Annotated in this window: 23 protein-coding genes; 4 read left to right on the top strand and 19 right to left on the bottom strand. The window is 41.4% G+C overall.

The window, feature by feature from the left end; translation table 11 throughout:
- Nucleotides 1-63 precede the first annotated feature (63 nt).
- Nucleotides 64-258 (top strand): (2Fe-2S)-binding protein, encoded by a 195-nt coding sequence (locus AC0L46_RS14310; RefSeq protein WP_317003421.1) that lies wholly within the window; start codon nucleotides 64-66, stop codon nucleotides 256-258.
- 18 nt (nucleotides 259-276) lie between these two features.
- Here AC0L46_RS14310 and bfr (AC0L46_RS14305) read toward each other — a convergent pair whose 3' ends face one another.
- The 3 genes from bfr (AC0L46_RS14305) to parC all read right to left on the bottom strand — a co-directional run bounded on the left by bfr (AC0L46_RS14305) (nucleotide 277) and on the right by parC (nucleotide 3,657).
- Nucleotides 277-741 carry a bacterioferritin gene (gene bfr / locus AC0L46_RS14305; protein ID WP_473504533.1) on the bottom strand — a complete coding sequence of 155 codons (465 nt, stop codon included), beginning with the start codon at nucleotides 739-741 and terminating at the stop codon, nucleotides 277-279.
- A gap of 11 nt (nucleotides 742-752) precedes the next feature.
- The gene (gene bfr, locus AC0L46_RS14300) at nucleotides 753-1,226 is read right to left on the bottom strand and encodes a bacterioferritin (RefSeq protein ID WP_347983862.1); all 474 of its coding nucleotides are present in this window, start codon (nucleotides 1,224-1,226) and stop codon (nucleotides 753-755) included.
- A 133-nt stretch (nucleotides 1,227-1,359) separates the two neighbouring features.
- The gene (parC, locus tag AC0L46_RS14295; protein ID WP_473504531.1) at nucleotides 1,360-3,657 is read right to left on the bottom strand and encodes a DNA topoisomerase IV subunit A; all 2,298 of its coding nucleotides are present in this window, start codon (nucleotides 3,655-3,657) and stop codon (nucleotides 1,360-1,362) included.
- Between the two features lie 192 nt (nucleotides 3,658-3,849).
- On the opposite strand from parC, the gene AC0L46_RS14290 reads away from it, so the two are divergent.
- Nucleotides 3,850-4,560, top strand: coding sequence for a hypothetical protein (locus tag AC0L46_RS14290; protein WP_473504529.1), 711 nt, complete (start codon nucleotides 3,850-3,852; stop codon nucleotides 4,558-4,560).
- On the opposite strand, the gene AC0L46_RS14285 is transcribed toward AC0L46_RS14290, so the two are convergent.
- The 15 genes from AC0L46_RS14285 to AC0L46_RS14215 all read right to left on the bottom strand — a co-directional run bounded on the left by AC0L46_RS14285 (nucleotide 4,546) and on the right by AC0L46_RS14215 (nucleotide 19,629).
- A complete protein-coding gene (locus AC0L46_RS14285; protein WP_473504527.1) occupies nucleotides 4,546-5,433 on the bottom strand; it encodes a GNAT family N-acetyltransferase in 888 nt (295 codons plus the stop codon). The genes AC0L46_RS14290 and AC0L46_RS14285 overlap by 15 nt on opposite strands.
- Before the next feature lie 345 nt (nucleotides 5,434-5,778).
- Nucleotides 5,779-6,657 (bottom strand): N-carbamoylputrescine amidase, encoded by an 879-nt coding sequence (gene aguB / locus AC0L46_RS14280; protein WP_473504525.1) that lies wholly within the window; start codon nucleotides 6,655-6,657, stop codon nucleotides 5,779-5,781.
- A gap of 34 nt (nucleotides 6,658-6,691) precedes the next feature.
- Nucleotides 6,692-8,590, bottom strand: a complete 1,899-nt coding sequence (gene speA, locus AC0L46_RS14275; protein WP_317003417.1) for a biosynthetic arginine decarboxylase — start codon at nucleotides 8,588-8,590, stop codon at nucleotides 6,692-6,694.
- Between the two features lie 148 nt (nucleotides 8,591-8,738).
- Complete coding sequence (gene lipA, locus AC0L46_RS14270; RefSeq protein WP_414680102.1) at nucleotides 8,739-9,698, bottom strand: lipoyl synthase; 960 nt, start codon at nucleotides 9,696-9,698, stop codon at nucleotides 8,739-8,741.
- Between the two features lies 1 nt (nucleotide 9,699).
- Nucleotides 9,700-10,344: a lipoyl(octanoyl) transferase LipB gene (gene lipB, locus AC0L46_RS14265; RefSeq protein ID WP_473504523.1), complete on the bottom strand. Its 645-nt coding sequence runs from the start codon at nucleotides 10,342-10,344 to the stop codon at nucleotides 9,700-9,702.
- Complete coding sequence (locus AC0L46_RS14260; protein ID WP_317003414.1) at nucleotides 10,345-10,650, bottom strand: YbeD family protein; 306 nt, start codon at nucleotides 10,648-10,650, stop codon at nucleotides 10,345-10,347.
- A gap of 21 nt (nucleotides 10,651-10,671) precedes the next feature.
- A complete protein-coding gene (locus AC0L46_RS14255) occupies nucleotides 10,672-11,820 on the bottom strand; it encodes a D-alanyl-D-alanine carboxypeptidase family protein (RefSeq protein ID WP_473504521.1) in 1,149 nt (382 codons plus the stop codon).
- Nucleotides 11,821-11,901: 81 nt separating this feature from the next.
- Entirely contained in the window at nucleotides 11,902-12,774 is an 873-nt protein-coding gene (locus AC0L46_RS14250) for a septal ring lytic transglycosylase RlpA family protein (RefSeq protein WP_473504519.1), read from the bottom strand.
- Between the two features lie 46 nt (nucleotides 12,775-12,820).
- Complete coding sequence (gene mltB, locus AC0L46_RS14245; protein ID WP_473504517.1) at nucleotides 12,821-13,867, bottom strand: lytic murein transglycosylase B; 1,047 nt, start codon at nucleotides 13,865-13,867, stop codon at nucleotides 12,821-12,823.
- Nucleotides 13,864-14,985 (bottom strand): rod shape-determining protein RodA, encoded by a 1,122-nt coding sequence (gene rodA / locus AC0L46_RS14240; protein WP_473504515.1) that lies wholly within the window; start codon nucleotides 14,983-14,985, stop codon nucleotides 13,864-13,866. Before rodA ends, mltB begins: the two co-directional genes overlap by 4 nt.
- Entirely contained in the window at nucleotides 14,978-16,858 is a 1,881-nt protein-coding gene (mrdA, locus tag AC0L46_RS14235) for a penicillin-binding protein 2 (RefSeq protein ID WP_473504513.1), read from the bottom strand. The genes rodA and mrdA overlap by 8 nt, the downstream gene beginning before the upstream one ends.
- 10 nt (nucleotides 16,859-16,868) lie before the next feature.
- On the bottom strand, nucleotides 16,869-17,336 hold the full coding sequence (rlmH, locus tag AC0L46_RS14230) for a 23S rRNA (pseudouridine(1915)-N(3))-methyltransferase RlmH (RefSeq protein ID WP_473504511.1): 468 nt from the start codon (nucleotides 17,334-17,336) through the stop codon (nucleotides 16,869-16,871).
- A 10-nt stretch (nucleotides 17,337-17,346) separates the two neighbouring features.
- Nucleotides 17,347-17,700: a ribosome silencing factor gene (gene rsfS, locus AC0L46_RS14225; protein WP_347983848.1), complete on the bottom strand. Its 354-nt coding sequence runs from the start codon at nucleotides 17,698-17,700 to the stop codon at nucleotides 17,347-17,349.
- Between the two features lie 14 nt (nucleotides 17,701-17,714).
- Nucleotides 17,715-18,380, bottom strand: coding sequence for a nicotinate-nucleotide adenylyltransferase (nadD, locus tag AC0L46_RS14220; protein WP_414680110.1), 666 nt, complete (start codon nucleotides 18,378-18,380; stop codon nucleotides 17,715-17,717).
- Nucleotides 18,370-19,629 carry a glutamate-5-semialdehyde dehydrogenase gene (locus AC0L46_RS14215; protein ID WP_473504509.1) on the bottom strand — a complete coding sequence of 420 codons (1,260 nt, stop codon included), beginning with the start codon at nucleotides 19,627-19,629 and terminating at the stop codon, nucleotides 18,370-18,372. The genes nadD and AC0L46_RS14215 overlap by 11 nt, the downstream gene beginning before the upstream one ends.
- Nucleotides 19,630-19,763: 134 nt before the next feature.
- Between AC0L46_RS14215 and tsaA the strand changes: the two genes are divergently transcribed.
- Both tsaA and AC0L46_RS14205 read left to right on the top strand, forming a co-directional pair.
- Nucleotides 19,764-20,492, top strand: a complete 729-nt coding sequence (gene tsaA, locus AC0L46_RS14210) for a tRNA (N6-threonylcarbamoyladenosine(37)-N6)-methyltransferase TrmO (RefSeq protein ID WP_473504507.1) — start codon at nucleotides 19,764-19,766, stop codon at nucleotides 20,490-20,492.
- Entirely contained in the window at nucleotides 20,489-20,737 is a 249-nt protein-coding gene (locus AC0L46_RS14205) for a hypothetical protein (protein WP_473504505.1), read from the top strand. Before tsaA ends, AC0L46_RS14205 begins: the two co-directional genes overlap by 4 nt.
- Nucleotides 20,738-20,872: 135 nt before the next feature.
- Here the strand turns inward: AC0L46_RS14205 and rpsA are convergent, their stop codons facing one another.
- Nucleotides 20,873-22,555: a 30S ribosomal protein S1 gene (rpsA, locus tag AC0L46_RS14200; RefSeq protein WP_473504503.1), complete on the bottom strand. Its 1,683-nt coding sequence runs from the start codon at nucleotides 22,553-22,555 to the stop codon at nucleotides 20,873-20,875.
- Between the last annotated feature and the right edge of the window lie 61 nt (nucleotides 22,556-22,616).

The following is a 22,616-nucleotide window of genomic DNA, read 5'->3' as shown; positions in this document are numbered from 1 at the left end:
ATAATCATTCACATTAAAAATAGAATCAAATTATAGAAATATTAGTGCGAGTGATTTTCATTTATGTACGTTTGTATATGTAACAAAGTATCAGACAAAGACATTAAAGCCTCTATACAAGAAGGGGCGACTACTATGCGCGCCCTGTATAAAGAGCACAACATAGGTAGTCAATGCGGAAAGTGCTGCCAATGCGCGAAACAAGTCCTCAATAGTGAATTGATAAAAATCGCTGACAGTCAATACCAGGTCGCTTAGCAATAAGCGAACAGTTGCTTACATTTGTGATTGTAAGTAGTTTTCAATCCCAGACACTTCAATCAAGTGCTGCTGAGTTTCTAACCAATCAATCTGCTCTTCCTGCTCTTCTAGAATTTTTTCCAATGCATCTCGGCTCATGAAATCGAGTTTTTTCTCACATAGATCAATAGCGTCTTTCAATGCTGGCAGTGTGTCCTGCTCAAAATCCATATTCGCGGCAATCATTTCTTCACAATTCTCACCAATACGAAGACGACCAAGATCTTGAAGGTTTGGCAAACCCTCTAAAAACAAAACACGCTCAATCAAGCGATCAGCATTTTTCATCTTCTGGATAGAGGTTTTATAATCCGCTTTGTCTAGCGCACTAAAACCAAAGTCTTTAAACATGCGTGCATGAAGAAAATATTGGTTAATTCCAACCAATTCATTAGCCAATACTTTATTAAGACTGGCGATAACCTCGCGATCTCCTTTCATAAAGAATCCCCTTAGTTACCCATTTGTGATTGATAGTAGTTTTGCATGCCGATTTTTTCCATTAGACCAAGCTGTTGCTCTAACCAATAAACATGATCTTCTTCAGTATCAAACAGTAGTTTTTCAAGCGTTTCACGAGTTTGGTAATCCCCTTCAGACTCACAAATAGCAATAGCACTACGCACACTGCTAACTACTTCTAACTCAAGAGTCAGATCATTACTCATCATAGACTTAACGTCTGTACCAATTAGCAAATCACGACGCTTTGTCATGCAAGGCACACCTTCCAAAAACAATATACGCTTAATTAGCCAGTCAGAGTGTTGAGTTTCTTCTTCCATTTCATGGTTCAGACGCTCATATAATTTGTTTAGGCCCCAATCATCATACATACGCGAATGAATAAAATATTGGTCGATCGCAGCTAACTCATTGGCCAACAATGCGTTTAAGCTGTCGATTACTTTTTGACTACCTTTCATTTTCATTTCCTCTACTTACTTGCTCACAAACCTGCTTTGCCTAGAACATATACATCTCTAGTCAGCATTCTCTCAAATCATCATTGCGATCTAACGGGTAAGTTTATGATCACAACGATGATTTAGCCATTATTTAAAATAAATCTTGCGCCGGAGCATCATCAGGCTTAGCTAATTTACCTTCTCCAGCTTTCACCTCAAGGCTATCTATACGTTGGAAACCTCTAGGAAGTTTCAAACCTCTTCGCCCACGTTCTCCAATATATTCTTCTAATTCTTTTTGAACGAAGGACATAAAGCGTTTGCCAGCATAAGCCGTCAAAAGGTCATTAGGCTGAATACACGCCATAGCAACCATGAGTTCCTCTCTGTCAGCAGCACGGGCAGTAGGAATACTAATCATTTTATTCCCTTTACCTTTTGCCATCTTCGGTAAAGACGCGATATCAAAAGCCAGCATACGACCTTCGTTTGTTACCGCAACCACTCGACCTTGTTCAGGGTCTTGAACAAGTACTGGCGTCATAACTTGCGCAGAATTTGGCAAACTTAACGTTGCTTTGCCGGCTTTGTTTTTAGCAAAAAGATCTTTTAATTGAGCGACAAAGCCATAACCAGCATCACTTGCAATCAAGTAGTACGCATCTTCATTATCCAGAACAGCTGACACAATCGTCGCATCTTTCTCTAATGAAATCCGTCCTGTAATCGGCTCACCTTGGCCTCTGGCAGAAGGTAAAGTATGCGCCTTAATCGAGTAGGTTCGACCGTTGGAAGCAAGCAAGACTAGCGTCTGATTTGAGCGACCTTTCGTACTAATCAAGAACTCATCACCAGACTTATAACTTAAGCCCTGCACATCAATATCATGACCTTTCGCAGCACGTATCCAACCTTGTTTTGAAATCACAACGGTAATTGGGTCATTCGATAGAAGATCTTCTTCGCTGAAGGCTTGGGCTTCTTTTCTCGCCACAATAGGCGTTCGACGCTCATCACCAAACGCATCAATGGCTTCTTGGATTTCATCAGAAATAAGCTTTTTCAATTTACGATCAGAAGATAACAAACCTTCTAATTGCTTACGCTCTTTTTCCAATTCATCTTGCTCACCTTTAATTCTCATCTCTTCAAGTTTGGCAAGATGACGAAGCTTCAACTCAAGAATAGATTCAGCCTGAAGATCACTTAACCCGAACCTGTTCATCAACTCAACTTTCGGCTTTTCTTCTGTTCGGATGATTTCAATCACTTCATCGATATTCAGATAGGCAATTAACAAGCCCTCCAAAATATGCAAACGATTTAATACTTTATCCAAACGGAACTGAAGTCGGCGACGAACCACATCAATACGGAAACGCAGCCACTCTGACAAGAAGTTCTTTAGCGGTTTAACTTGAGGTAGACCATCCAAACCAATGACATTCATATTGACGCGGTAGGATTTCTCCAAATCAGTTGTCGCAAATAAATGAGTCATCACCGAGTCAACATCAACACGATTGGATTTAGGTACAATAACTAAACGTGTTGGGTTTTCATGGTCTGATTCATCTCGTAGATCCACGACCATAGGAAGCTTTTTCGCCTGCATTTGCGCGGCGATTTGCTCTAGGATTTTGCTACCCGAAACCTGATGTGGCAGTTCATTAACAACAATTTCACCCTCTTCCAAGGTGAAACGAGCACGCGCTTTGATCTGACCTTTGCCTGTCTCATAAAGCTTCACGATATCCGCTTTAGGAGTAATAATTTCACCACCAGTTGGGAAATCCGGCCCTTGAACATAGTTCAATAACTCGTCTAAATCCGCATTAGAATTATTCAAAAGGTGAATACAAGCGCCACCAACCTCACGTAAGTTATGTGGCGGAATATCTGTTGCCATACCAACAGCAATACCTGTCGTGCCGTTAAGCAATAAATTAGGAAGTCGAGAAGGTAATACAGAAGGCTCTTGTAGAGTGCCATCAAAGTTTGGCACCCAATCCACTGTCCCTTGGCTTACTTCTTTAAGCAGTACATCTGCATATTTAGAAAGGCGGGATTCGGTGTAACGCATAGCAGCGAAGGATTTAGGGTCATCTGGTGCGCCCCAGTTACCTTGACCATCCACTAATGGATAGCGATATGAAAAAGGCTGCGCCATTAAAACCATGGCTTCATAACAAGCACTGTCGCCATGCGGGTGAAACTTACCCAGTACATCACCGACTGTACGAGCCGACTTTTTATACTTGGCACTGGATTTTAATCCAAGCTCGCTCATCGCGTAGACAATACGTCTCTGTACTGGTTTTAAGCCGTCACCGATATGAGGTAAGGCTCGGTCTAAAATAACGTACATGGAATAATTCAAGTACGCTTTTTCCGTATAGTCTTTTAATGAAAGGGTTTCATTTGACTCGAAATTTGACAACTCACTCAAGGAACCTTTCCTTCTACAAACGTTTACATGTGCCTATTATCACACATGAATATTCCACAAACTATGATGATGGGCTCAACTATAAAGAAACTCATCAATGCTCCGCAATACTCTGCACAAGATTAGCATGGAAAGTCCCTTATTCTCATGCTTCAATAGGCTAGATGATGAAAAAGAGCCATGCTATCAAATATGACTAATCAAAATATGTTTTACCCAATACATTACAGCCTAGACAAATCATCGAGTCAGCGAATCATTATTCACCAACAAGATGACTTATGTATTACTCATGAACACCTTTTTCAAGATGGCACTCCAACTCGCTTCTATCAAAACCAAGTGGATACATTTTGCTTCATCATTCAAGGCGAAGTTTTTTTACAGAAAGGCAAACAAGAAACGAGCGTAAAAAAGCATCAGGGGATTTGGCTAGACGCTCACAATCTGAGTACAGTAACGCTACTAACACCAAAAGTTGAGCTTTGTTTTATCCACTTCAATAAAGCCAAAAACAAAGAAGCGAAGCCATTAGAAAAAGTGTCTTCAGGTACGGTGGAATCAGAATCAGGACGAAATCACATTAAGGTTTGGCCATTATGGCAAGGAGAATCAGGCAGTATTTCCCTTGAGCTTTACACTGCTCATTACCATGAAACACTTTATTATCAAAAAATCGCAACACAATATATTCTGCCGCTTAGTGGAACGGCTTATATAGCAAACAACACAAAAGAGCACCAAGCATGCGATAGCTTAGGAAAGGTCTTACTGAAAAAAGAACCAAGAGCCATATCAAACCCAAGCGCTGATAGCATCATTGTTCTATTAGTAACCACGTCACACACTAAAGGGCGCGTTTTACTCCTTACCAAAAAGGCAAAAAACTCAACGCAAGATTAAAGCCGTCAAAATGTGGTCTTCCCAAACATCATTAATCTTCAAATAATCTCGTGCAACACCCTCTTTTTCAAACCCCATTTTCTTTAAAACGGCAGCACTTCTATTATTTCTAGGCATATAGCTGGCTTGTATACGTTCAATATTTAACTCTTTTTGCAAATAGTCTATTCCAGCCTTCAGGGTCTCATGCATAACCCCCTTACCTTGTTCGTCTTGGCGTAAGCTATAACCCAAATTACAGCCTTGAAAGACGCCACGAACAATATTCGAATAATTTGTATAAGCCAGCATTTTATCTTCATTAGGTGAAAGCAAACAAAGCACAACACCTTTGTCTTCCAAGAAATCTCTTCTCATCTCTCGCACACGTAGCAAGCAGGTTTCCAACGAGTAATAGCTTTCACTCCGAGCAGGCTCCCATGGCTCATGAAAGTCCTTTTCGTCAACAATATATTGATGCAAAAGAGCAACTTCTGACTCATCAAGAATTTTTAACACACCATGTGGGGTCTCGATCCTCGGAAAACGCGTATTACACAAATTTTGATCTGTCGCTTTGAAAGGCATATCACTTAACACTTCAGACAACTTCAACGAATATTCTTCATACCAAAAACTTTCCCCCAAAGACAAGACTCTGCGGTGCATATCGTGCTGAAGCCAGGCTTCGGCACTTTCTTTAGTTTGCCAATAAGTCACCACAAAGCCAATTTCTCCACCGCCAACGTCTCCACCGAGGCAACCAGGTTGCTCTGCTGCTAAAGCAATCATCTTATCAATCATTATTCGATGAATAAGATCATCAAGAATTAAACGACTCGATAGAGTGATTGCAAAATAAGGCAATTTTTTTGGGGAACTAAATACGCTCATTCAGACTCTATAAAAATATGAATATTAAATAAATGTTAAGGGTATAAATTATATCGGCCCCTATCGAAATTTAAGACTATAGTTAATTAACCTCTACGGACCGATCTAACATGGCGAACACATTTAACCAGAAGATCCAACATATAAGAGCCCAACATTCGCCTTATATGTCCGCCAAACTCTCGTACAGGCCCTACGAAATTAAATGATTTATCCCGTACGAATAGATCGCCCTTATTGAGACACCCCCTAATCAATAAGGATATGGAAAGCTTTATGCCCGTTTTGTTTCTTGAACGGGCATTTTTTTGTCTCGTTGCTTTTAGAGCTAAAGCAAACAGAGCTTTACTTCTCCCAAGTAGAACCTGCTCCAGAAGTGATCGCTTTATATTGATCAGGGCGTCGATCTCGAAACAAACCGAAGGATTGACGCGCCTTACGAATAAAGTCTAAATCATATTCAGAATACAGAATGGTGCTCTCATCCCTATCAGCAACGCATTTCATTGCGCCCATTTCATCTGTCATAAAAGATGAACCATAAAACTGTATAAAGCTATTCTCTCCGTTTTCACGCCCTACTCGATTCGCCGCGATCACAGGCACCATGTTTGCTGCTGCATGTCCTTGCATTGTTCTCTGCCAATGATCCTTAGAATCCCATTCTGGGTAAGGTGGCTCAGACCCAATCGCGGTTGGGTAAAAAATCAGTTCCGCGCCCTTTAAAGCCAGTTCTCGTGCTAGCTCAGGAAACCACTGATCCCAACAAATACCACAACCGATACGTCCAAATTTTGTATCCCAGACTTTAATGCCCGTATTGCCAGGCGTGAAATAGTACTTTTCTTGGTAACCTGGGCCATCTGGAATATGAGTTTTACGATATAGATCAAGCACCTCACCGTCAGCATCAATGACCACAAGAGAGTTGTAAAATACATTTCCATCTCGCTCAAAGAAGCTAATAGGCAAAACCACACCTAACTCTTTCGCAAGTGTGCTCATGGTTTGAATCGCCAAACAGTCATTCACAGGTTGCGCCCAGTCAAAGTATTCTGGCTTTTGATCAATGCAAAAATACGGCCCCATGAAAAGCTCTTGTAAAAGTATAATATTGGCCTGATTCGCCGCAGCTTCTTTCACTTGCGCAACAGCATTATCTAAATTTGCCTGAAAATCAGTACCAACTGACATTTGAACACAGGCTACTTTCACATTTCTCATCAATCAATCCTTCCAAAATGGTTATTAAATCAGCTTACGCCAAGTATGTTGTACCACTCAAAACTTTCTTATATAGGGCAAATAAATCTACTTTTTCATCTTCACTTAATGGACTCAAAGCAATTTTTTCCTGATAGCGATTTAGCAACACCTGCTCATCATAGCTAACATATTTCAGAACATCTTGGACGCTATCACCTTTTAAAACATGATCAATCATGAAACCCGTTTCGGTTAAATAGACGTCAACAGAGCAAGTATCGCCGAATAAGTTATGCAAATCTCCTAACGTCTCTTGATAAGCCCCCACCAAGAAAAAGCCCATTAAATAGTCTTCCCCTTTTGCGGGCGGCGGAGGCAAAGGCAAAGACGATTCGATACCTTGACCATCCACATAGCTATATAAGCAACCATCTGAATCACAAGTAACATCTTGAATCTTACCTCTAAAAGATGGTGCTTGCTCCAAACCTTGTAATGGCAAAACAGGGAAAAGCTGATTGATTCCCCATGCATCTGGCATAGATTGGAAAACCGATAAATTAACAAACAACTTTTCAGCCAACCGCTCATTTAGCTCATCAATGACCGCTCGATGACCACGATTACGATTATCCAGTTTAGGCAATAAATTACGGCAAGCGGATAAAAATAAATTCTCAGCTTGAGCTCTTTGGGAAAGGTTGAGCTGACCATGATTATACAAAGTTAAGCTGTCATTAAAATCGTCCAATAAATCATGATAGATTTCCACCAATGAACGGCTTTCATCATCACTTTCACTTTTCAAACTCTGATAAGAAGCCCACAAACGCTGCAACTCAAGTTCGCTCGTTTCACTAGGCTCTTCTATTGGTAAAAGCTCTGCACCATGAGAAAACACATCCGCAATCATCATGGCATGATGCGCCGTCACCGCTCGGCCTGATTCTGAAATCAAGTGAGGGTGAGGAAGGTCGTATTGTTCACAAACATTGTGGAAAGCAAAAACCACATTATTCGCATATTCACCAATACTGTAGTTCGCGGAAAAATCGTTCTGACAACGCGTACCTTCGTAATCGACGCCCAAACCACCACCAACATCAACCCATTTCACTTCTACACCCATTTGATGCAGTTCAGCGTAATAACGAGCACATTCTTTCAAACTGTTTTGAATGTCTCGAATGCGTGTAATTTGAGAGCCTAAATGAAAGTGAATCAATTCCAAACAATGCAACAAACCTAATTCGCGCAATCGATCAACAGCACGTAATAACTGGGAAGTGGTTAGTCCAAATTTAGACTTTTCACCACCACTGTTTCCCCAGTGAGTGGTACATGTGGAAGCCAATCGAATACGTATACCAATACGAGGCTGGACACCGATTTTCTCGGCCTCTTCCAAAATCCAATCCAGTTCATGCATCTTCTCAACGACGAGAAAAACCTGATGCCCCATTTTTTCAGCCATCAAAGCAAGATGAATAAACTCTCTGTCTTTGTATCCATTGCACACAATAATACCGTCGGTATTTTTATGCATCGCGAGCACAGCCATTAACTCTGGTTTACTGCCCGCTTCTAGGCCAACAGTCGATAGGTTGTCAGGTTGGCAGCCCGCTATTTCTTCTACCACACGGCGCTGTTGGTTTACCTTAATTGGATAAACAATGGCGTATTTGGCTTGATAATCATAATGCGCTATCGCTTGCTGAAAGGAGTTTGTTATTTTCTCAATACGTGAATGCAAAATATTAGGAAAGCGAACCAAGCATGGATAAGGAATCCCTTGCTCCTTAAGTGCGCTAGACAGCTCAGTAAGATCTATCTTGTTTTCTCTATCAGGTAAGGCAACAACACGGCCTTTGTCATTAATGGAAAAAAAGCCACTACTCCAATGACTCACATTATATAGTTCCATTGAATCTTTAATGGACCAAGGCTTCATATCATCTCCAAAACTAAACGACTGTTTTTACAACAGCCAATAAATACTTATGCCGCACAATATACTGGCACTAGTCTATTCTCAAGAGTAAAAAAAAGCGGGGCTAAGAAAAATCTCAACTCCGCTTTTTACTTCAATTTTTAAGCAATTAAGAAACATGCTCACCATGAGCTTGTTTATCTGCATGGTAAGACGAGCGAACCAAAGGTCCACAAGCGGCATGCTTAAAGCCTAATTCTTTTGCGACTTCTTCGTAACGAGCAAATTCTTCTGGCGGTACAAATCTCGCCATAGGGAAGTGATGCTTAGAAGGCTGTAAATACTGACCGATCGTCAACATATCTACCTTGTGTGCTCTCAAATCTTTTAAGACTTCAACAATCTCTTCGAACGTTTCGCCCATACCAACCATCAAGCCTGATTTAGTTGGCACATCTGGACAGCGATCTTTAAAGTTTTTAAGCAAATCCAATGACCACTGATAATCAGAACCTGGTCTTACTTGGCGATACAAACGTGGAATAGATTCCAAGTTATGGTTAAACACATCTGGTGGTGCTAAAGAAAGGGTATCAACAGCCACTTCCATACGACCACGGAAGTCTGGTACCAAAGTCTCAATCTCAATATTAGGACTTGCTGCACGCGTTTCATTAATACAGTTAACAAAATGCTGCGCACCGCCATCACGTAAATCATCACGATCTACAGAAGTGATAACCACATACTTCAGTTTCATATCACGAATAGCGGCAGCTAGCTCTTTTGGTTCGTCTTCTTTCAAAGGGTTTGGACGACCATGAGCCACATCACAGAAAGGACAACGACGAGTACAAATCTCGCCCATAATCATGAAGGTAGCTGTACCGTTACTAAAACATTCGCCTAAGTTCGGGCAATTTGCCTCTTCACAAACAGATGCCAGTTTATGCTCTCGCAAAGTGCTCTTAATACGGGCAATCTCAGGCGATGCAGGCATGCGAACACGCAACCAATCTGGCTTTCTTGGAATTTCTTCTGTTGGAACAATCTTAATTGGGATACGTGCCATTTTATCAGCGCCACGTAACTTCTCCCCTTGGACAACGCGTTTGCGTTCTGCTGTCATTTTATTTCCACCCTTGTTGGATAGTCGGATAACTATACCCGAGCAGCTCAGCTAGCTGGTTCGCCAACTGAACTTTGATATTTGATAAAACTACATTGCTATTCAGGCGCTTCATATCAACCATTTTCAGGCCTTGATAGCCACATGGATTAATACGATCAAAAGGTGTGAGATCCATGTCTACATTCAATGCAAGTCCGTGAAATGAGCAACCTCTGCGCACTCGCAACCCGAGTGATGCAATCTTTTGCCCATCAACATAAACACCTGGTGCATCTGGTTTTGGGTAGGCTTCTATTGTGTTTTTCGCCAACACTTGAACAACGGAGTTTTCCAATACATTAACCAAATCACGAACGCCTATTCCTAAACGTTTTAGATCAATTAACACATAAGCCACTAACTGCCCTGGGCCATGATACGTGACCTGACCACCACGGTCGACCTGAATCACCGGAATGTCACCAGGAGCAAGAAGATGCTCTTGTTTACCCGCTTGCCCTTGTGTAAATAAAGGCGGATGTTCCAAAAGCCAAATTTCATCAGCGTCTTCTTTGGTGCGCGTCTGAGTAAAGTCTTTCATTCGATCCCAAGTATCGGAATACTTCACGACACCCAAATCACGACAAATTAAATCAAGCCCCATTTACATGACCATTTTAACAGCGTCTATTGCCATTAAATCACTGTGAAGAGCAGATAACTGCCCTTCATTTTGAGCCAAAATACGGAAACTGTAGCTGACAAAACGCCCTTTACTGGATCGGTTTACTTTCACTGCATTAGCATCCATTTCTGGTGCATGCACCTTGAAGCATTCAGCAAGCGTTTCATGAATGCCTTCCACTTCAAGGGAAACAACTTTTATAACATAGTTTTCACATGGAAATTCTATTTTAGGTGCATCTACTGCATTCTCAGCCTGATCACCATCTTTTGTAATTAATGCCATTAATTTACCTATTTATTCAGCTTAAAACAGCTTCATAAAGAAAAGCTTAATACTATCGAATAGGCGTTTAAAGAAACCGCCCTCTTCAACCGCTTCCAAAGCAACAACTGGTCGCTCCAATAAAATATTTCCTTCAGTACCAACAACGATGGTTCCTAGAATATCTCCAACTGCGATAGGAGCGGTAATCTCTTCTTGCATTTCTAATGTCGCTGGAATAGAAGCACCTTGCTGACGAGGAATGGTCACAAGTACGTCTTCAGCAAAACCTACTTTTACAGTAGATTGGCTGCCGCGCCATACGTGAGCGTTATTCAACACTTGGCCACGGCTATAAAGTTTGCGTGTTTCGTAATAACGGAAGCCGTAATCCAGTAGTTTTTGAGCTTCTGCAGCACGAGCCTCATCGGATTTCGTCCCCATTACAACAGCAATCAAACGTGTGCCATTTCGTACAGCTGAAGCAGCCAAACAGTAACCCGCTTCGTTTGTATGACCTGTTTTCAGACCATCTACTGTTTTATCTCGCCATAGTAATTTGTTGCGGTTTGGCTGACGGATGTCGTTATAAGTGAAATACTTTTCCGAATACATTTTGTAATTTTCTGGGAATTGCAAAATGGTTGCACGAGATAACTTCGCAATGTCATAAGCAGTGGAGTAATGATTCTCTGCAGGGAAGCCGGTTGAATTCACAAAATTTGTGTTCGTCATTCCCAAAAGCTGTGCATGCTGATTCATCAAGTCAGCAAATGCTGATTCGCTGCCTGCAACATGTTCCGCTGCAGCAACACTCGCGTCGTTACCTGATTGAATGATAATCCCACGCATTAAATCTTCTAGTGATACATAAGTTCCTTCACGAATAAACATTCTGGAACCTTCCATGCGCCATGCTTTTTCGCTGACTCTAATTTGATCTTCTAGAGTCAAATTCCCACGAGCAAGTTCATACTCAATGATATAAGCCGTCATAAGCTTTGTTAGGCTTGCTGGAGGCAAAGCTTCATCAGCGTTGTTCTCTACTAGGATATCTCCAGTATAAGCATCCATTAGGATGTAACTGCTTGCAGATAATTGTGGGGGAGCAGGAATCAGCGGAGAAGCGGCAAATACAGAGCCGACAAAAATATTTAGTGCGAAAAATAAAGAAACTAGGAGTGTTTTCATGCTCAAAAATATCGTCTTCTTAAAAATGTGGATGAATAATACTAGAGCACTCTATGAATCTCTAGCCCAACAAATAAATAACTAAGGTAGTAAAATAACTCTGACTGGATTTCCAAATCCCTCCTGCTGCAATTTTTTCTGCCAATTTGATAACTCATTGGCGTCATCATAAGGCCCAACCAACACTTTATAGAGGCCGTCATCCTGTTTATTTGCCGTTATTTTAATACTCGTATCAAAGGCTTCAAATAGCTTTTGCTTCAAGCGCTCTGCTGACTCTTCTGAGCTAAAAGCTCCTAATTGTAAATGAGTAAAGTTTAAGTCAGAGGAAGTTGCAACACTTACACTAGAAGGCGCTGAAGCCTTAGCTACCGGAGTCTGAACGACATTAGCTGTATTATTAACTACCGTTGCATTTGGATTATAAGTTTGTCCTTGCGCTGGAGTAATGGCTTCAATTCGAACTCTGGCCAAACCTTTCTTATGGTAGTCCAAACGAGCTGCAGCAGCATAAGAAAGATCAATTAGTCGATCACCATGGAATGGACCTCGGTCATTGACTCGCACAATAACAGAACGCTGATTTTCCAAGTTTGTTACTTTTAAATACGTTGGCAAAGGTAAGGATTTATGTGCGGCAGAAAAGCTATACATGTCATATATTTCCCCATTTGAGGTTTTATGGCCATGAAATTTATTGCCATACCAAGATGCTGTTCCTTCTGCCACATACCCTTCTGCAGAATCCATTACTCGGTAGGTTTTTCCCCAAACTTCATAGGAGCTTTTATTACCTCCTCGGCTTTTTGGCTCCCACTTAGGAACCAAATCAGGAAGATGGTCGACCTTGATATCTCCAGTTGGCGCATGATCTTGTAAAATTGAATAGCGACCACCACCGGACGCTTTATCATAATCAATATCATCCTGCCCCAAAACGTGACGCGTACTCATGCAACCACTTAGTAATAAGGAGGACAAAACAACAAAAAACAGTACCTTAATAACTCTCATATTTACCTATACTCTGCGCCAATTCCAATACAGACATTGCATATCTTCGGCTAGGGTTATAATCCATAATGGTAAAAAAATTCTCGTAAGCTAACCAATAGGTAACTTCTTCAGGTCCTGTGCGCAATGCAACCAGCCCCGTTTTTTCAGGCGAAAAAGACTGTGTCGGCAAGACATTATATGAAGACCAGACATTCATCTCAGTGTCTGCTTTTCGGCCACGATTAATCTCTTTTTCTACTTTTACAGGATCAGCTACCTGAGCGGTAACAAACCAAGGTTGGTTGTTTTGCCAGCCATGATGTTTTAAATAGTTAGCAGCACTGCCTATTGCATCTGCTTCTGATTTCCATAAATCAATGTGACCGTTTTTATCATAATCTAGCGCCAGCTTACGGTAATTGCTGGGCATGAATTGAACCATTCCCATCGCCCCACTGTAAGACCCTTTTGTAGCGCCAATGTTCCACTCTTCTTCACGGGCAAGTAATAAATAAGCCTCTAGCTCACTTTGAAAATACTCTTTACGTCTTGGGTAATCAAAAGCCAAAGTGGTGAGCGATGTGAACACATCTTTAGAGCCCGTTATACGACCGTAATACGTTTCAACACCAATAAGTGCCACTATGATATTTGGTTCCACACCGAACTCTTGCTCTGCTTTTTGCAACCAATATTGATTGCGCTCTGCAAATTCACGACCAGACTGCGCTCTTGCTTTTGTAACAAAGCGCTTCTTGTATTCGTAATATGGAACAAGCACTTCTGGTTGGTTATCTGACTTTTCAATAACATTAGGTCGCACTTTTATATGAGAAAAAGCCAATTCAAGAGTATTTCTATCATAATCATGCTCTTTCACTAGTTTATCTATAAACGACTGAACTTCAGGGTTAGCGGCATATGAGTCTGATACATTTTCCAATTCATTTTCTAATAAAGAGTCACTTACACCTGAATTGGAATGATCTACATTACTACAAGCGATTAGACCGAGCGTCCAAAAAACGACTGCTATCTGTTTAATCATCATATTGCCCTTTTATGAGTTTGTATCGACATCAAAATTCCAAATGTTGCCATGATGGTAATAATAGAAGTACCACCATAACTTATAAGTGGCAAGGGAACCCCAACAACCGGAAGAATACCCGACACCATGCCAATATTTACAAACATGTACACAAAGAAAGTTAACGTCAGACTACCTGCCAATAAGCGTGCATAGTTATCTGCTGCATTAGCGGCAATGTATAAACCTCGGGCAATAACCAGCAAATACGCCAAAATAAGCAGACCACAACCCAACATCCCAAACTCTTCTGCGAGAACAGCAATGATAAAATCAGTATGGCTTTCAGGTAAAAAATCCAACTGAGCTTGGGTTCCCTCTAACCAGCCTTTACCATAGACACCACCAGATCCAATCGCTGTCTTAGACTGAATAATGTTCCAGCCTGATCCTAAAGGGTCACTTTCAGGATTTAAAAAAGTTAACACTCGCTGGCGCTGATAATCATGCATCACTTGCCACAAAACATAACCAGCAATAGGTGCAAAGGCTGCGGCACCTAAAATATAGCGCCAACCTAAGCCAGCCAAAAATAGAACAAAAATACCTGAGACAGCAACAAGCAAGGAAGTTCCCAAGTCAGGCTGCTTCGCTATCATTAAAACAGGCAATATTATGATGCCGAGGACAGCAACAATTTCTTTAAACGTCGGAGGCAATGGTCGATTAGAAAAATACCAAGCCACCATCATAGGCATGACTATTTTCATAATTTCGGAAGGTTGAAAACGCAGCCCTCCGGGCAATGATAACCAACGCTGAGCCCCTTTGGCGCCCACACCAAACAGCAAGACACAAACAAGCAAAATGACCAAGAAGAGAAATAAAGCAGGAGAAGCTCGACGCATGTATTTTGGCGGCAGTTGAGCAAGAGACAGACACACACACATACCAACAATTAGGCGAAATATCTGTCGATCAACCATTGCAACATTTTGACCAGAAGCAGAGTACAAAACAAATAAGCCACCACCAATTAACAACAACAAAGAGCCAATTAATAGAATATCAATGTGCACCAACTTCCATAAACGAGCATTGGTAAAAGACAATGCTCTACGGTAAAAGCTCTCAGTCATCACCTTTCCCTTTTAAATTGTCGTATTCGGCTGGATAGTCATTATAAAGATAGGCATCAAATAGCTTTTTGCTTAAGTCGGCAGGCTTAGAACTGCTTCCACCGTTTTCAAAAATAGCAAAAACTGAAATTTTAGGTTTTTCAGCAGGTGCAAAGCCAATAAACAATGCATGGTCATGCAGACGCTGGTCTAACTTTTCGGAGTCGTACTCTTCGTCTTCTTGTAAACTAAATACTTGCCCCGTACCCGTCTTACCCGCAATAAGATAATCCGCTCCTTGTAAGCGTCTTGCCGTTCCTTTTGAATCAGTGATTACTTTGCGCATTGCAACGACCATACGTTCCCAATTACGCTGATCTTTGAGAACGATATGATGATCACCGCCACGCCCATCAGGAAACTCTACAGGCTCGTCACCGACACTTTGCGCCATACGAGGATAATAATAATGCCCTCTACCAGCTAACGCAGAAGTGGCTGCAGCAATTTGTACCGGTGTCGCCACCATAAACCCTTGCCCAATACCTACGTTAACCGAGTCGCCAGGGTACCAAGGCTCATTATATTTGGCTTTCTTCCATTCATTAGAAGGTAACAAGCCAACACTACCACCACTTAAATCAAGTAAATTATTTTGACCGAAGCCAAATCTCGATAAGAAGTTATGAATGGGGGTAATCCCCATCTTATTTGAAAGCTGGTAATAATAAGTATCAACCGATTCAATAATCGAACGCTCTAAATCTATCCAACCATGACCAGTTCGTTTCCAGTCTCGATAGCGTCGACCATCAGGGTTTATTTGGTAATAGCCCTTTGCGAAGTAGCGCTCTGTCCAAGATGAAAATCCATATTCGAGACCAGCTAAAGCCATAAAAGGCTTAATGGTTGATGCAGGAGGATAACCGCCACGTAAAGCTCGGTTAAAAAGAGGAAGTTTTTTCGAATTCCGTAAAGACGAATAATCTTGAACTGAGATACCACGGACAAATAAATTAGGGTCGAAGCCGGGTTTAGACACTAGTGCCAGTATGCCACCTGTATCCGGATCGATAGCAACTACGGAGCCTTTATAATCACCTAATAAATCGTAAGCATATTGTTGTAATCGGGCATCCAAGTATAAATGTAGGTCTTTCCCTGGTGTTGGATTTTGTTTCTCCAACTCAGACATAATTCGCCCGCGAGCGTTTACTTCTACCTTGCTAAGTCCAGCTTCACCAAACAAAGTATCTTCATAAAAGCCCTCTATTCCTGTTTTACCAATAAACAAAGCGCCTTGATAAGCAAGCTTATCAACTCTTTCTAAGTCCCTTGATGTGATTCGCCCAACATAGCCAATTGCATGAGCAAATGCCTCACCATATGGATAGTATCGAGTTAGCTGAGCTTCAACCTGAACACCGTCTAATTTATATAAATCAACAGAAACCTTAGCCCATTCTTCATCCGTTAGCTGAGACTTTAAAGTAAGGGACTGATAAGGTCGGCGGTATTCTTTAAGGCGGCTTTCAAAGTCTTCCCATTCACTATCAGTTATATCAAGGATGCCAGAAAGCTCTCGCTTCAACTCAGGGAAATTAGCAACCCGTTCGGGAATTACTGTCAAACTGTGGATAGGACGATTATCTGCTAACACTACGCCATTACGATCGTAAATTAACCCTCTAGGTGGTGGGTCTGTTACCAGCATGACTCGGTTTTCATCTGCCTTAGTCTGATAAAGCTCATAGTTCATCACTTGCAGATAAAACAAACGAGCCATCAAAACAGTCGCCAAAAACAAGACAAAAATCGCTGCAGCAATAACTCGTCGCTGAGTTAATTTCTTTTCTTCTCGATAATTTCGAAATGCCTGATGTTTGCTGTTCACTCACCACACCTTATCTATGATATGGGTGATTATTCATTAAAGTCCAAGCACGATAAATTTGCTCAGCTAAAATAATTCTCACCATAGGATGTGGAAGCGTTAAACGAGATAGAGACCAAACTTGATCTGCGCGAGCCGTGCATCTTGGATCTAATCCGTCTGGCCCACCTACCAGTAAACTCACGTTATAACCATCCATACGCCAATTTTCCGTTTGATCTGCAAGCTGCTCAGTAGACCACTCCTTACCAAGCACCTCCATAGCAATGACTTTATCTCCAGAAGGAATCGATTCAAGCATAGCGTCTCCCTCCTTACGAATGGCTTTTGGTATATCCGTATTTTTACCACGAGGCGACATCGGAATTTCAACAAGCTCTAGCGAAAAATCCTTTGGCAGACGCTTAGCGTAATCATCATAACCTTGAGTCACCCACTTGGGCATTTTGTTACCAACAGCAATCAAACGAACTCGCATTATAAAGACCTTATAACGTTTCTGGTTTTATATCCCACAACTTCTCAAGGTCATAAAATGCTCGAGCTTCTTCTGTCATCACATGAACAACAACATCATGTAGGTCAACAAGCACCCAGTCACTTCCCATTCCGCGTCCTTCAGAACCTAGCGGCTGTAAACCTTGTTGCTTAAGATGCTCAAAAACATTTTGCCCTAAAGCATTAACATGGCGCTTAGAAGTACCAGTACAGATCACCATGTAATCCATCATGTCTGTATGACTTCCAACGTTCAACACAGTGATCTTGTCACCTTTTACATCTTCTAATGCTTCGACAGCAAATGCTAAAATTTGATCTGCTGTGAGGTTAATCTGACTCATATAATTACGTTATCCTATCGATATAATTGATGTTGCTCTATGTACTTTTGAACGGGCTCTGGCAATAAATAGGCAATTGACTCATTCTTTCGAGCCAGCGATCTAATCATGCTAGAAGATATTCCCAGTGGGGTTAATGTCTCAAACCAGACTAATCCCGAGGGCGCGCATTGTAACTCATGCGATGCAGAGGCACGATAGTTTTCGCAAAATGCATTTAGCTCCGAAATCAAATCTGGCTCCCAACCGGGACGAGAAACCACCAAAAGATGAGCGTACTGAGTTAGCGCTCGCCATTCATGCCAAGTAGGAAGCGACAAAAAGCTATCCATACCCAACACCATAATCAATGGTTCATCTGGGCCTATTTCAGCACGAATATCTCGTAAGGTGTCTACACTATAACTTGGCCCTTCTCGCTCTACTTCACGAGAATCCACACTTAACCTTGGGTGACTAGAAACGGCCAACTGTGCCATTTCCAAACGCTGACGAGCGGTAACACCTGGTTGACCTTTATGAACAGGCTGAAAGCAAGGTATCAACTTCAGTGCTGAATATTGATACTTATCAAGCACCTCAACCGCCGTTCTAAGGTGGCCATTATGAACCGGGTCGAATGTCCCTCCCATAATCGCCAAACCAGATCGCTTTATTTCATTCTGCTGCTTAATTGTCACGAGTATGACCATCACCCAGCACTATGTATTTCTGACTGGTAAGCCCTAACAGCCCAACCGGACCGCGAGCATGAATCTTATCTGTCGAAATACCAATTTCTGCACCAAACCCATATTCAAAACCATCTGCAAAGGATGTTGAAGCATTCACCATAACAGATGAAGAATCGACCTCTGTCATAAAGGCACGAGTTTTACTGTAATTCTGAGAAACAATGGCATCAGTATGATGCGAGCCATATTTATTTATATGAGCAATTGCCTCATCCATATCGACCACAATTTTGATCGAAAGTTTAGGAGCATGATATTCCGTATACCAATCTTCTTCTGTCGCTACACCAATAGAAGAGCATATAGATTGAGACAATTCACAACCAACAAGTTCAACGCCTTTCTCTTCAAAAGCCGCAACCAACTTTGGAAGCATGTCGTCTGCAACCGATTTATGCACGAGCATGGATTCCATTGCATTACACACACCATAGCGACGTGTTTTTGCATTAATTACAATTTTGAAGGCTTTATCAAAGTCGGCTTCATCATCAATATACACATGACAATTACCATCCAAATGCTTGATAACAGGCACTCGGGCATCTTTGCTAATACGCTCAATTAAGCCTTTGCCGCCACGAGGCACAATGACATCAACATACTCAGGCATAGTAATTAATTTTCCAACCGCTTCTCTATCAGTTGTGTTTAACACTTGCACGGCATCTGCAGGCAAGCCAGCCACTTCAAGGCCTTTACATACTGCTTCAGCAATAGCTTGGTTTGAATGAAACGCTTCTGAGCCACCACGCAAAATAGTTGCATTACCTGACTTCAAACATAAACTCGCAGCGTCAATAGTTACATTAGGACGAGACTCATAAATAATACCCACAACACCAAGAGGCACTCGCATTTGTCCACGCTGAATACCAGAAGGCAAATACACCATTCCTGAAACCTCACCAATTGGGTCAGGCAAAGAAGCAACCTGTTTCAGACCTTCAATCATGCCATCGATTCGAGCGTCATTAAGCAGTAATCTGTCTAATAAAGCCGCATCCAAACCTTTTGCTCGGCCTTCTTCCATATCTTTCGAATTTGCTTCTATCAATCGAGGTCGTGCATCTTCTAAAGCGTCTGCCATAGCAAATAACGCCATGTTTTTTTGCTGAGTGGAAGCTTTAGCAAGTAAGCGAGAAGAAGCTCTAGCTTGCTGACCTATTTGATTCATATAAGATTCTAAAGACATTTTTAATCTCTAATAAAAGTAAAAAGCACAAACAAAAGGCGGCAAAATAAATCACGACCAATTCAACTAAGCCAGTATACTAACATAATAATTTCATTCATTTAGTGCAGATTTATACGAAGAAGGAAGACTTGGTGCCCAGTTCTCATTCATACACCTTTTCCCCCATTGGCATAATACACTCCTGCTATAAAGAAAAGTTTGGCATTCCTAGACAACCTGGATTAGTCACAGAAGCAACAGCCCGCTTAGAACTTATTGCTCCCTACAATAGACTCGACACATTAGATGGCTTGAGTGATTTCTCACACATCTGGATTCAATTCATTTTTCATGCAAATCAGCAAGAAGGCTGGAAAGCAAAGGTTCGCCCTCCACGCTTAGGCGGGCAGAAAAAAATGGGCGTATTTGCCACAAGAGCAACCCATAGACCCAACCCTATTGGCTTATCTGTGGTTAAAATGGGGCGCATCTATAAAGAAGACACAAGAGTATTTATTGATCTGCACGGCGCAGATTTACTCGATGGCACACCAGTATTAGATATCAAACCTTACCTACCTTATGCGGATAATATCTCGGAAGCAAAAGGCGGATTCGCACACACAAAATCTTCAACCTATGAAGTGCAATTCTCAGCGAAAGCTAAACTACAATGTGAGAAATACGAAACCGAAAACAAAAAATCAATTATAAGTTTGATTGAACAGGTTATTGCTCAAGACCCAAGACCCTCCTACTTATCAGATCAAATAGATAGAGAGCATGGAATTAGACTCTGGGACATAAATGTTAAATGGTGTGCAAGAAGTGATCATTTTGAGATACTAGAAATAGAACATGCAACAGAGATCGAAATATGAACAAAAAACACTTTTTGAACACATATAAAAAAATCGACTCACTGGACGAAGATAAGACCAAAAAAACTGAGCAAGCATCACTTTATCGATCAGAGCACGATGAGCGCCTAATAAAAGACTTCCATTACGCAAAATTCCAAAAAAACTTCAACAAGGTCCAGCAAAGCGATGCTTTCAAAAGCTTGTTAGAAAAAGAAAGTTGGGATGACGAAGATATCCAAACCTTTCTCAATTCATTAGGCTAAAAACATACACAAACTCTATACCCATAGTTATCCACATGTTCTGTGTATAGTTTTCTTGTCAATAAATTCAATAAAAATAGACGCAAAAAAAAGCGGACCGAAGTCCGCTTTTTATAGCTTTCAGAAAATCAAAACTTAGTTTTGGTTTTCAAGTTGCGCTTTGATCAAATCACCGATAGTAGTAGGACCATTCGCTTCAGCTTGTTGTTTCTCAGAGTGAGCTTTCAACGCTGTCTTCTCTTCAGAAGCATCTTTCTGCTTGATAGAAAGAGCAATAGTACGAGCTTTACGATCAACATTGATGATCGCTGCTTCTACTTTGTCACCTTCTTTCAATACAGATGTTGCATCTTCAACACGGTCACGGCTGATTTCAGATACTTTCAAAGTAGCTTCAACACCTTCCGCAAGAGCAACTACTGCACCTTTCGCATCAACTTCAGAAACGGTACCGTTAACGATAGCGCCTTTGTCGTTTTCAGCTACGAAAGCAAGGAACGGATCTTCTTCAAGTTGTTTAACACCTAAAGAAATACGCTCACGCTCAGCGTCGATAGACAATACAACAGTTTCTAGCATATCGCCTTTCTTATATTGACGAACGGCTTCTTCACCAGCTTCTTCCCAAGATAGGTCAGATAGGTGAACCAAACCATCAATACCGCCGTCAAGACCAATGAACACACCAAAGTCAGTGATAGACTTGATTGCGCCAGAGATTTTGTCGCCTTTGTTGAAAGAAGTAGCAAACTCTTCCCATGGGTTCATAGTGCACTGTTTGATACCCAAAGAGATACGACGACGCTCTTCGTCAATATCAAGAACCATAACTTCTACATCATCACCGATCTGAACAACTTTAGATGGGTGGATGTTTTTGTTAGTCCAATCCATTTCAGATACGTGAACTAGACCTTCAACGCCTTCTTCAAGTTCAGCGAAGCAACCGTAGTCAGTCAAGTTAGTAACTTTAGCCGTTACTTTAGTATTCTCTGGGTAACGAGCTTTGATTGCTACCCATGGATCTTCACCCAACTGCTTAAGACCTAGAGACACACGGTTACGCTCGCGGTCAAACTTAAGTACTTTAACGTCGATTTCATCGCCAACAGCAATGATTTCGCTTGGGTGTTTAATACGTTTCCAAGCCATATCAGTGATGTGAAGAAGACCATCAACACCACCAAGGTCAACAAACGCACCGTAATCAGTAAGGTTCTTAACGATACCTTTAACTTCTTGACCTTCTTCAAGAGAAGCAAGAAGTGTTTCACGTTCAGCGCTGTTAGTCGCTTCCATAACGGCACGACGAGAAACAACAACGTTGTTACGTTTTTGATCAAGCTTAATAAGTTTGAACTCTAGATCAACACCTTCCAAATGTGATGTGTCGCGGATTGGGCGAACATCTACCAAAGAACCTGGCAAGAAGGCACGGATGTTAGCGATATCAACAGTGAAGCCACCTTTAACTTTACCGTTAATTACACCGTGGATAATGGCATTTTCTTCGTAAGCTTTTTCAAGCACAGACCAAGTCTCTGCACGTTTCGCTTTTTCACGAGACAATTTAGTCTCACCGAAGCCATCTTCTACAGCGTCAAGTGCAACTTTAACTTCGTCACCGATGTTTAAGTTGAATTCACCACTTTCCGTTAGAAACTGAGAACGAGGAATTACGCCTTCAGATTTAAGACCTGCATGAACAGTTACCCATTCGCTGTCGATATCAACAACAATACCAGTAACAATTGAGCCCGGCGCCATTTCGACGGTTAAAAGGCTTTCTTCAAACAGTTCTGCGAAGCTTTGAGTCATTGTATTTCCTATATGTTTGGTTTAGTAAACTAAACCCTATCCACATTGCCAGCAAATGTGG

It is taken from the genome of Marinomonas sp. 15G6-16 (assembly GCF_055809555.1).
Note: the sequence above shows the minus strand (reverse complement) of the source record. Positions and strands in the feature narration are given on the sequence as shown.

What these genes read in the sequence shown, in the direction of transcription:
- rlmH (WP_473504511.1), bottom strand. Translation starts at nt 17,336, where the DNA reads ATGCGAGTTCGTTTGATTGCTGTTGGTAACAAAATGCCCAAGTGGGTG.
- mltB (WP_473504517.1), bottom strand. Translation starts at nt 13,867, where the DNA reads ATGATGATTAAACAGATAGCAGTCGTTTTTTGGACGCTCGGTCTAATC.
- AC0L46_RS14205 (WP_473504505.1), top strand. Translation starts at nt 20,489, where the DNA reads ATGAACAAAAAACACTTTTTGAACACATATAAAAAAATCGACTCACTG.
- bfr (WP_473504533.1), bottom strand. Translation starts at nt 741, where the DNA reads ATGAAAGGAGATCGCGAGGTTATCGCCAGTCTTAATAAAGTATTGGCT.
- AC0L46_RS14260 (WP_317003414.1), bottom strand. Translation starts at nt 10,650, where the DNA reads ATGGCATTAATTACAAAAGATGGTGATCAGGCTGAGAATGCAGTAGAT.
- speA (WP_317003417.1), bottom strand. Translation starts at nt 8,590, where the DNA reads ATGAAGCCTTGGTCCATTAAAGATTCAATGGAACTATATAATGTGAGT.
- lipB (WP_473504523.1), bottom strand. Translation starts at nt 10,344, where the DNA reads ATGGGGCTTGATTTAATTTGTCGTGATTTGGGTGTCGTGAAGTATTCC.
- bfr (WP_347983862.1), bottom strand. Translation starts at nt 1,226, where the DNA reads ATGAAAGGTAGTCAAAAAGTAATCGACAGCTTAAACGCATTGTTGGCC.
- rodA (WP_473504515.1), bottom strand. Translation starts at nt 14,985, where the DNA reads ATGACTGAGAGCTTTTACCGTAGAGCATTGTCTTTTACCAATGCTCGT.
- aguB (WP_473504525.1), bottom strand. Translation starts at nt 6,657, where the DNA reads ATGAGAAATGTGAAAGTAGCCTGTGTTCAAATGTCAGTTGGTACTGAT.
- AC0L46_RS14310 (WP_317003421.1), top strand. Translation starts at nt 64, where the DNA reads ATGTACGTTTGTATATGTAACAAAGTATCAGACAAAGACATTAAAGCC.
- AC0L46_RS14255 (WP_473504521.1), bottom strand. Translation starts at nt 11,820, where the DNA reads ATGAAAACACTCCTAGTTTCTTTATTTTTCGCACTAAATATTTTTGTC.
- rsfS (WP_347983848.1), bottom strand. Translation starts at nt 17,700, where the DNA reads ATGAGTCAGATTAACCTCACAGCAGATCAAATTTTAGCATTTGCTGTC.
- rpsA (WP_473504503.1), bottom strand. Translation starts at nt 22,555, where the DNA reads ATGACTCAAAGCTTCGCAGAACTGTTTGAAGAAAGCCTTTTAACCGTC.
- AC0L46_RS14290 (WP_473504529.1), top strand. Translation starts at nt 3,850, where the DNA reads ATGACTAATCAAAATATGTTTTACCCAATACATTACAGCCTAGACAAA.
- AC0L46_RS14215 (WP_473504509.1), bottom strand. Translation starts at nt 19,629, where the DNA reads ATGTCTTTAGAATCTTATATGAATCAAATAGGTCAGCAAGCTAGAGCT.
- AC0L46_RS14285 (WP_473504527.1), bottom strand. Translation starts at nt 5,433, where the DNA reads ATGAGCGTATTTAGTTCCCCAAAAAAATTGCCTTATTTTGCAATCACT.
- AC0L46_RS14250 (WP_473504519.1), bottom strand. Translation starts at nt 12,774, where the DNA reads ATGAGTACGCGTCACGTTTTGGGGCAGGATGATATTGATTATGATAAA.
- lipA (WP_414680102.1), bottom strand. Translation starts at nt 9,698, where the DNA reads ATGACAGCAGAACGCAAACGCGTTGTCCAAGGGGAGAAGTTACGTGGC.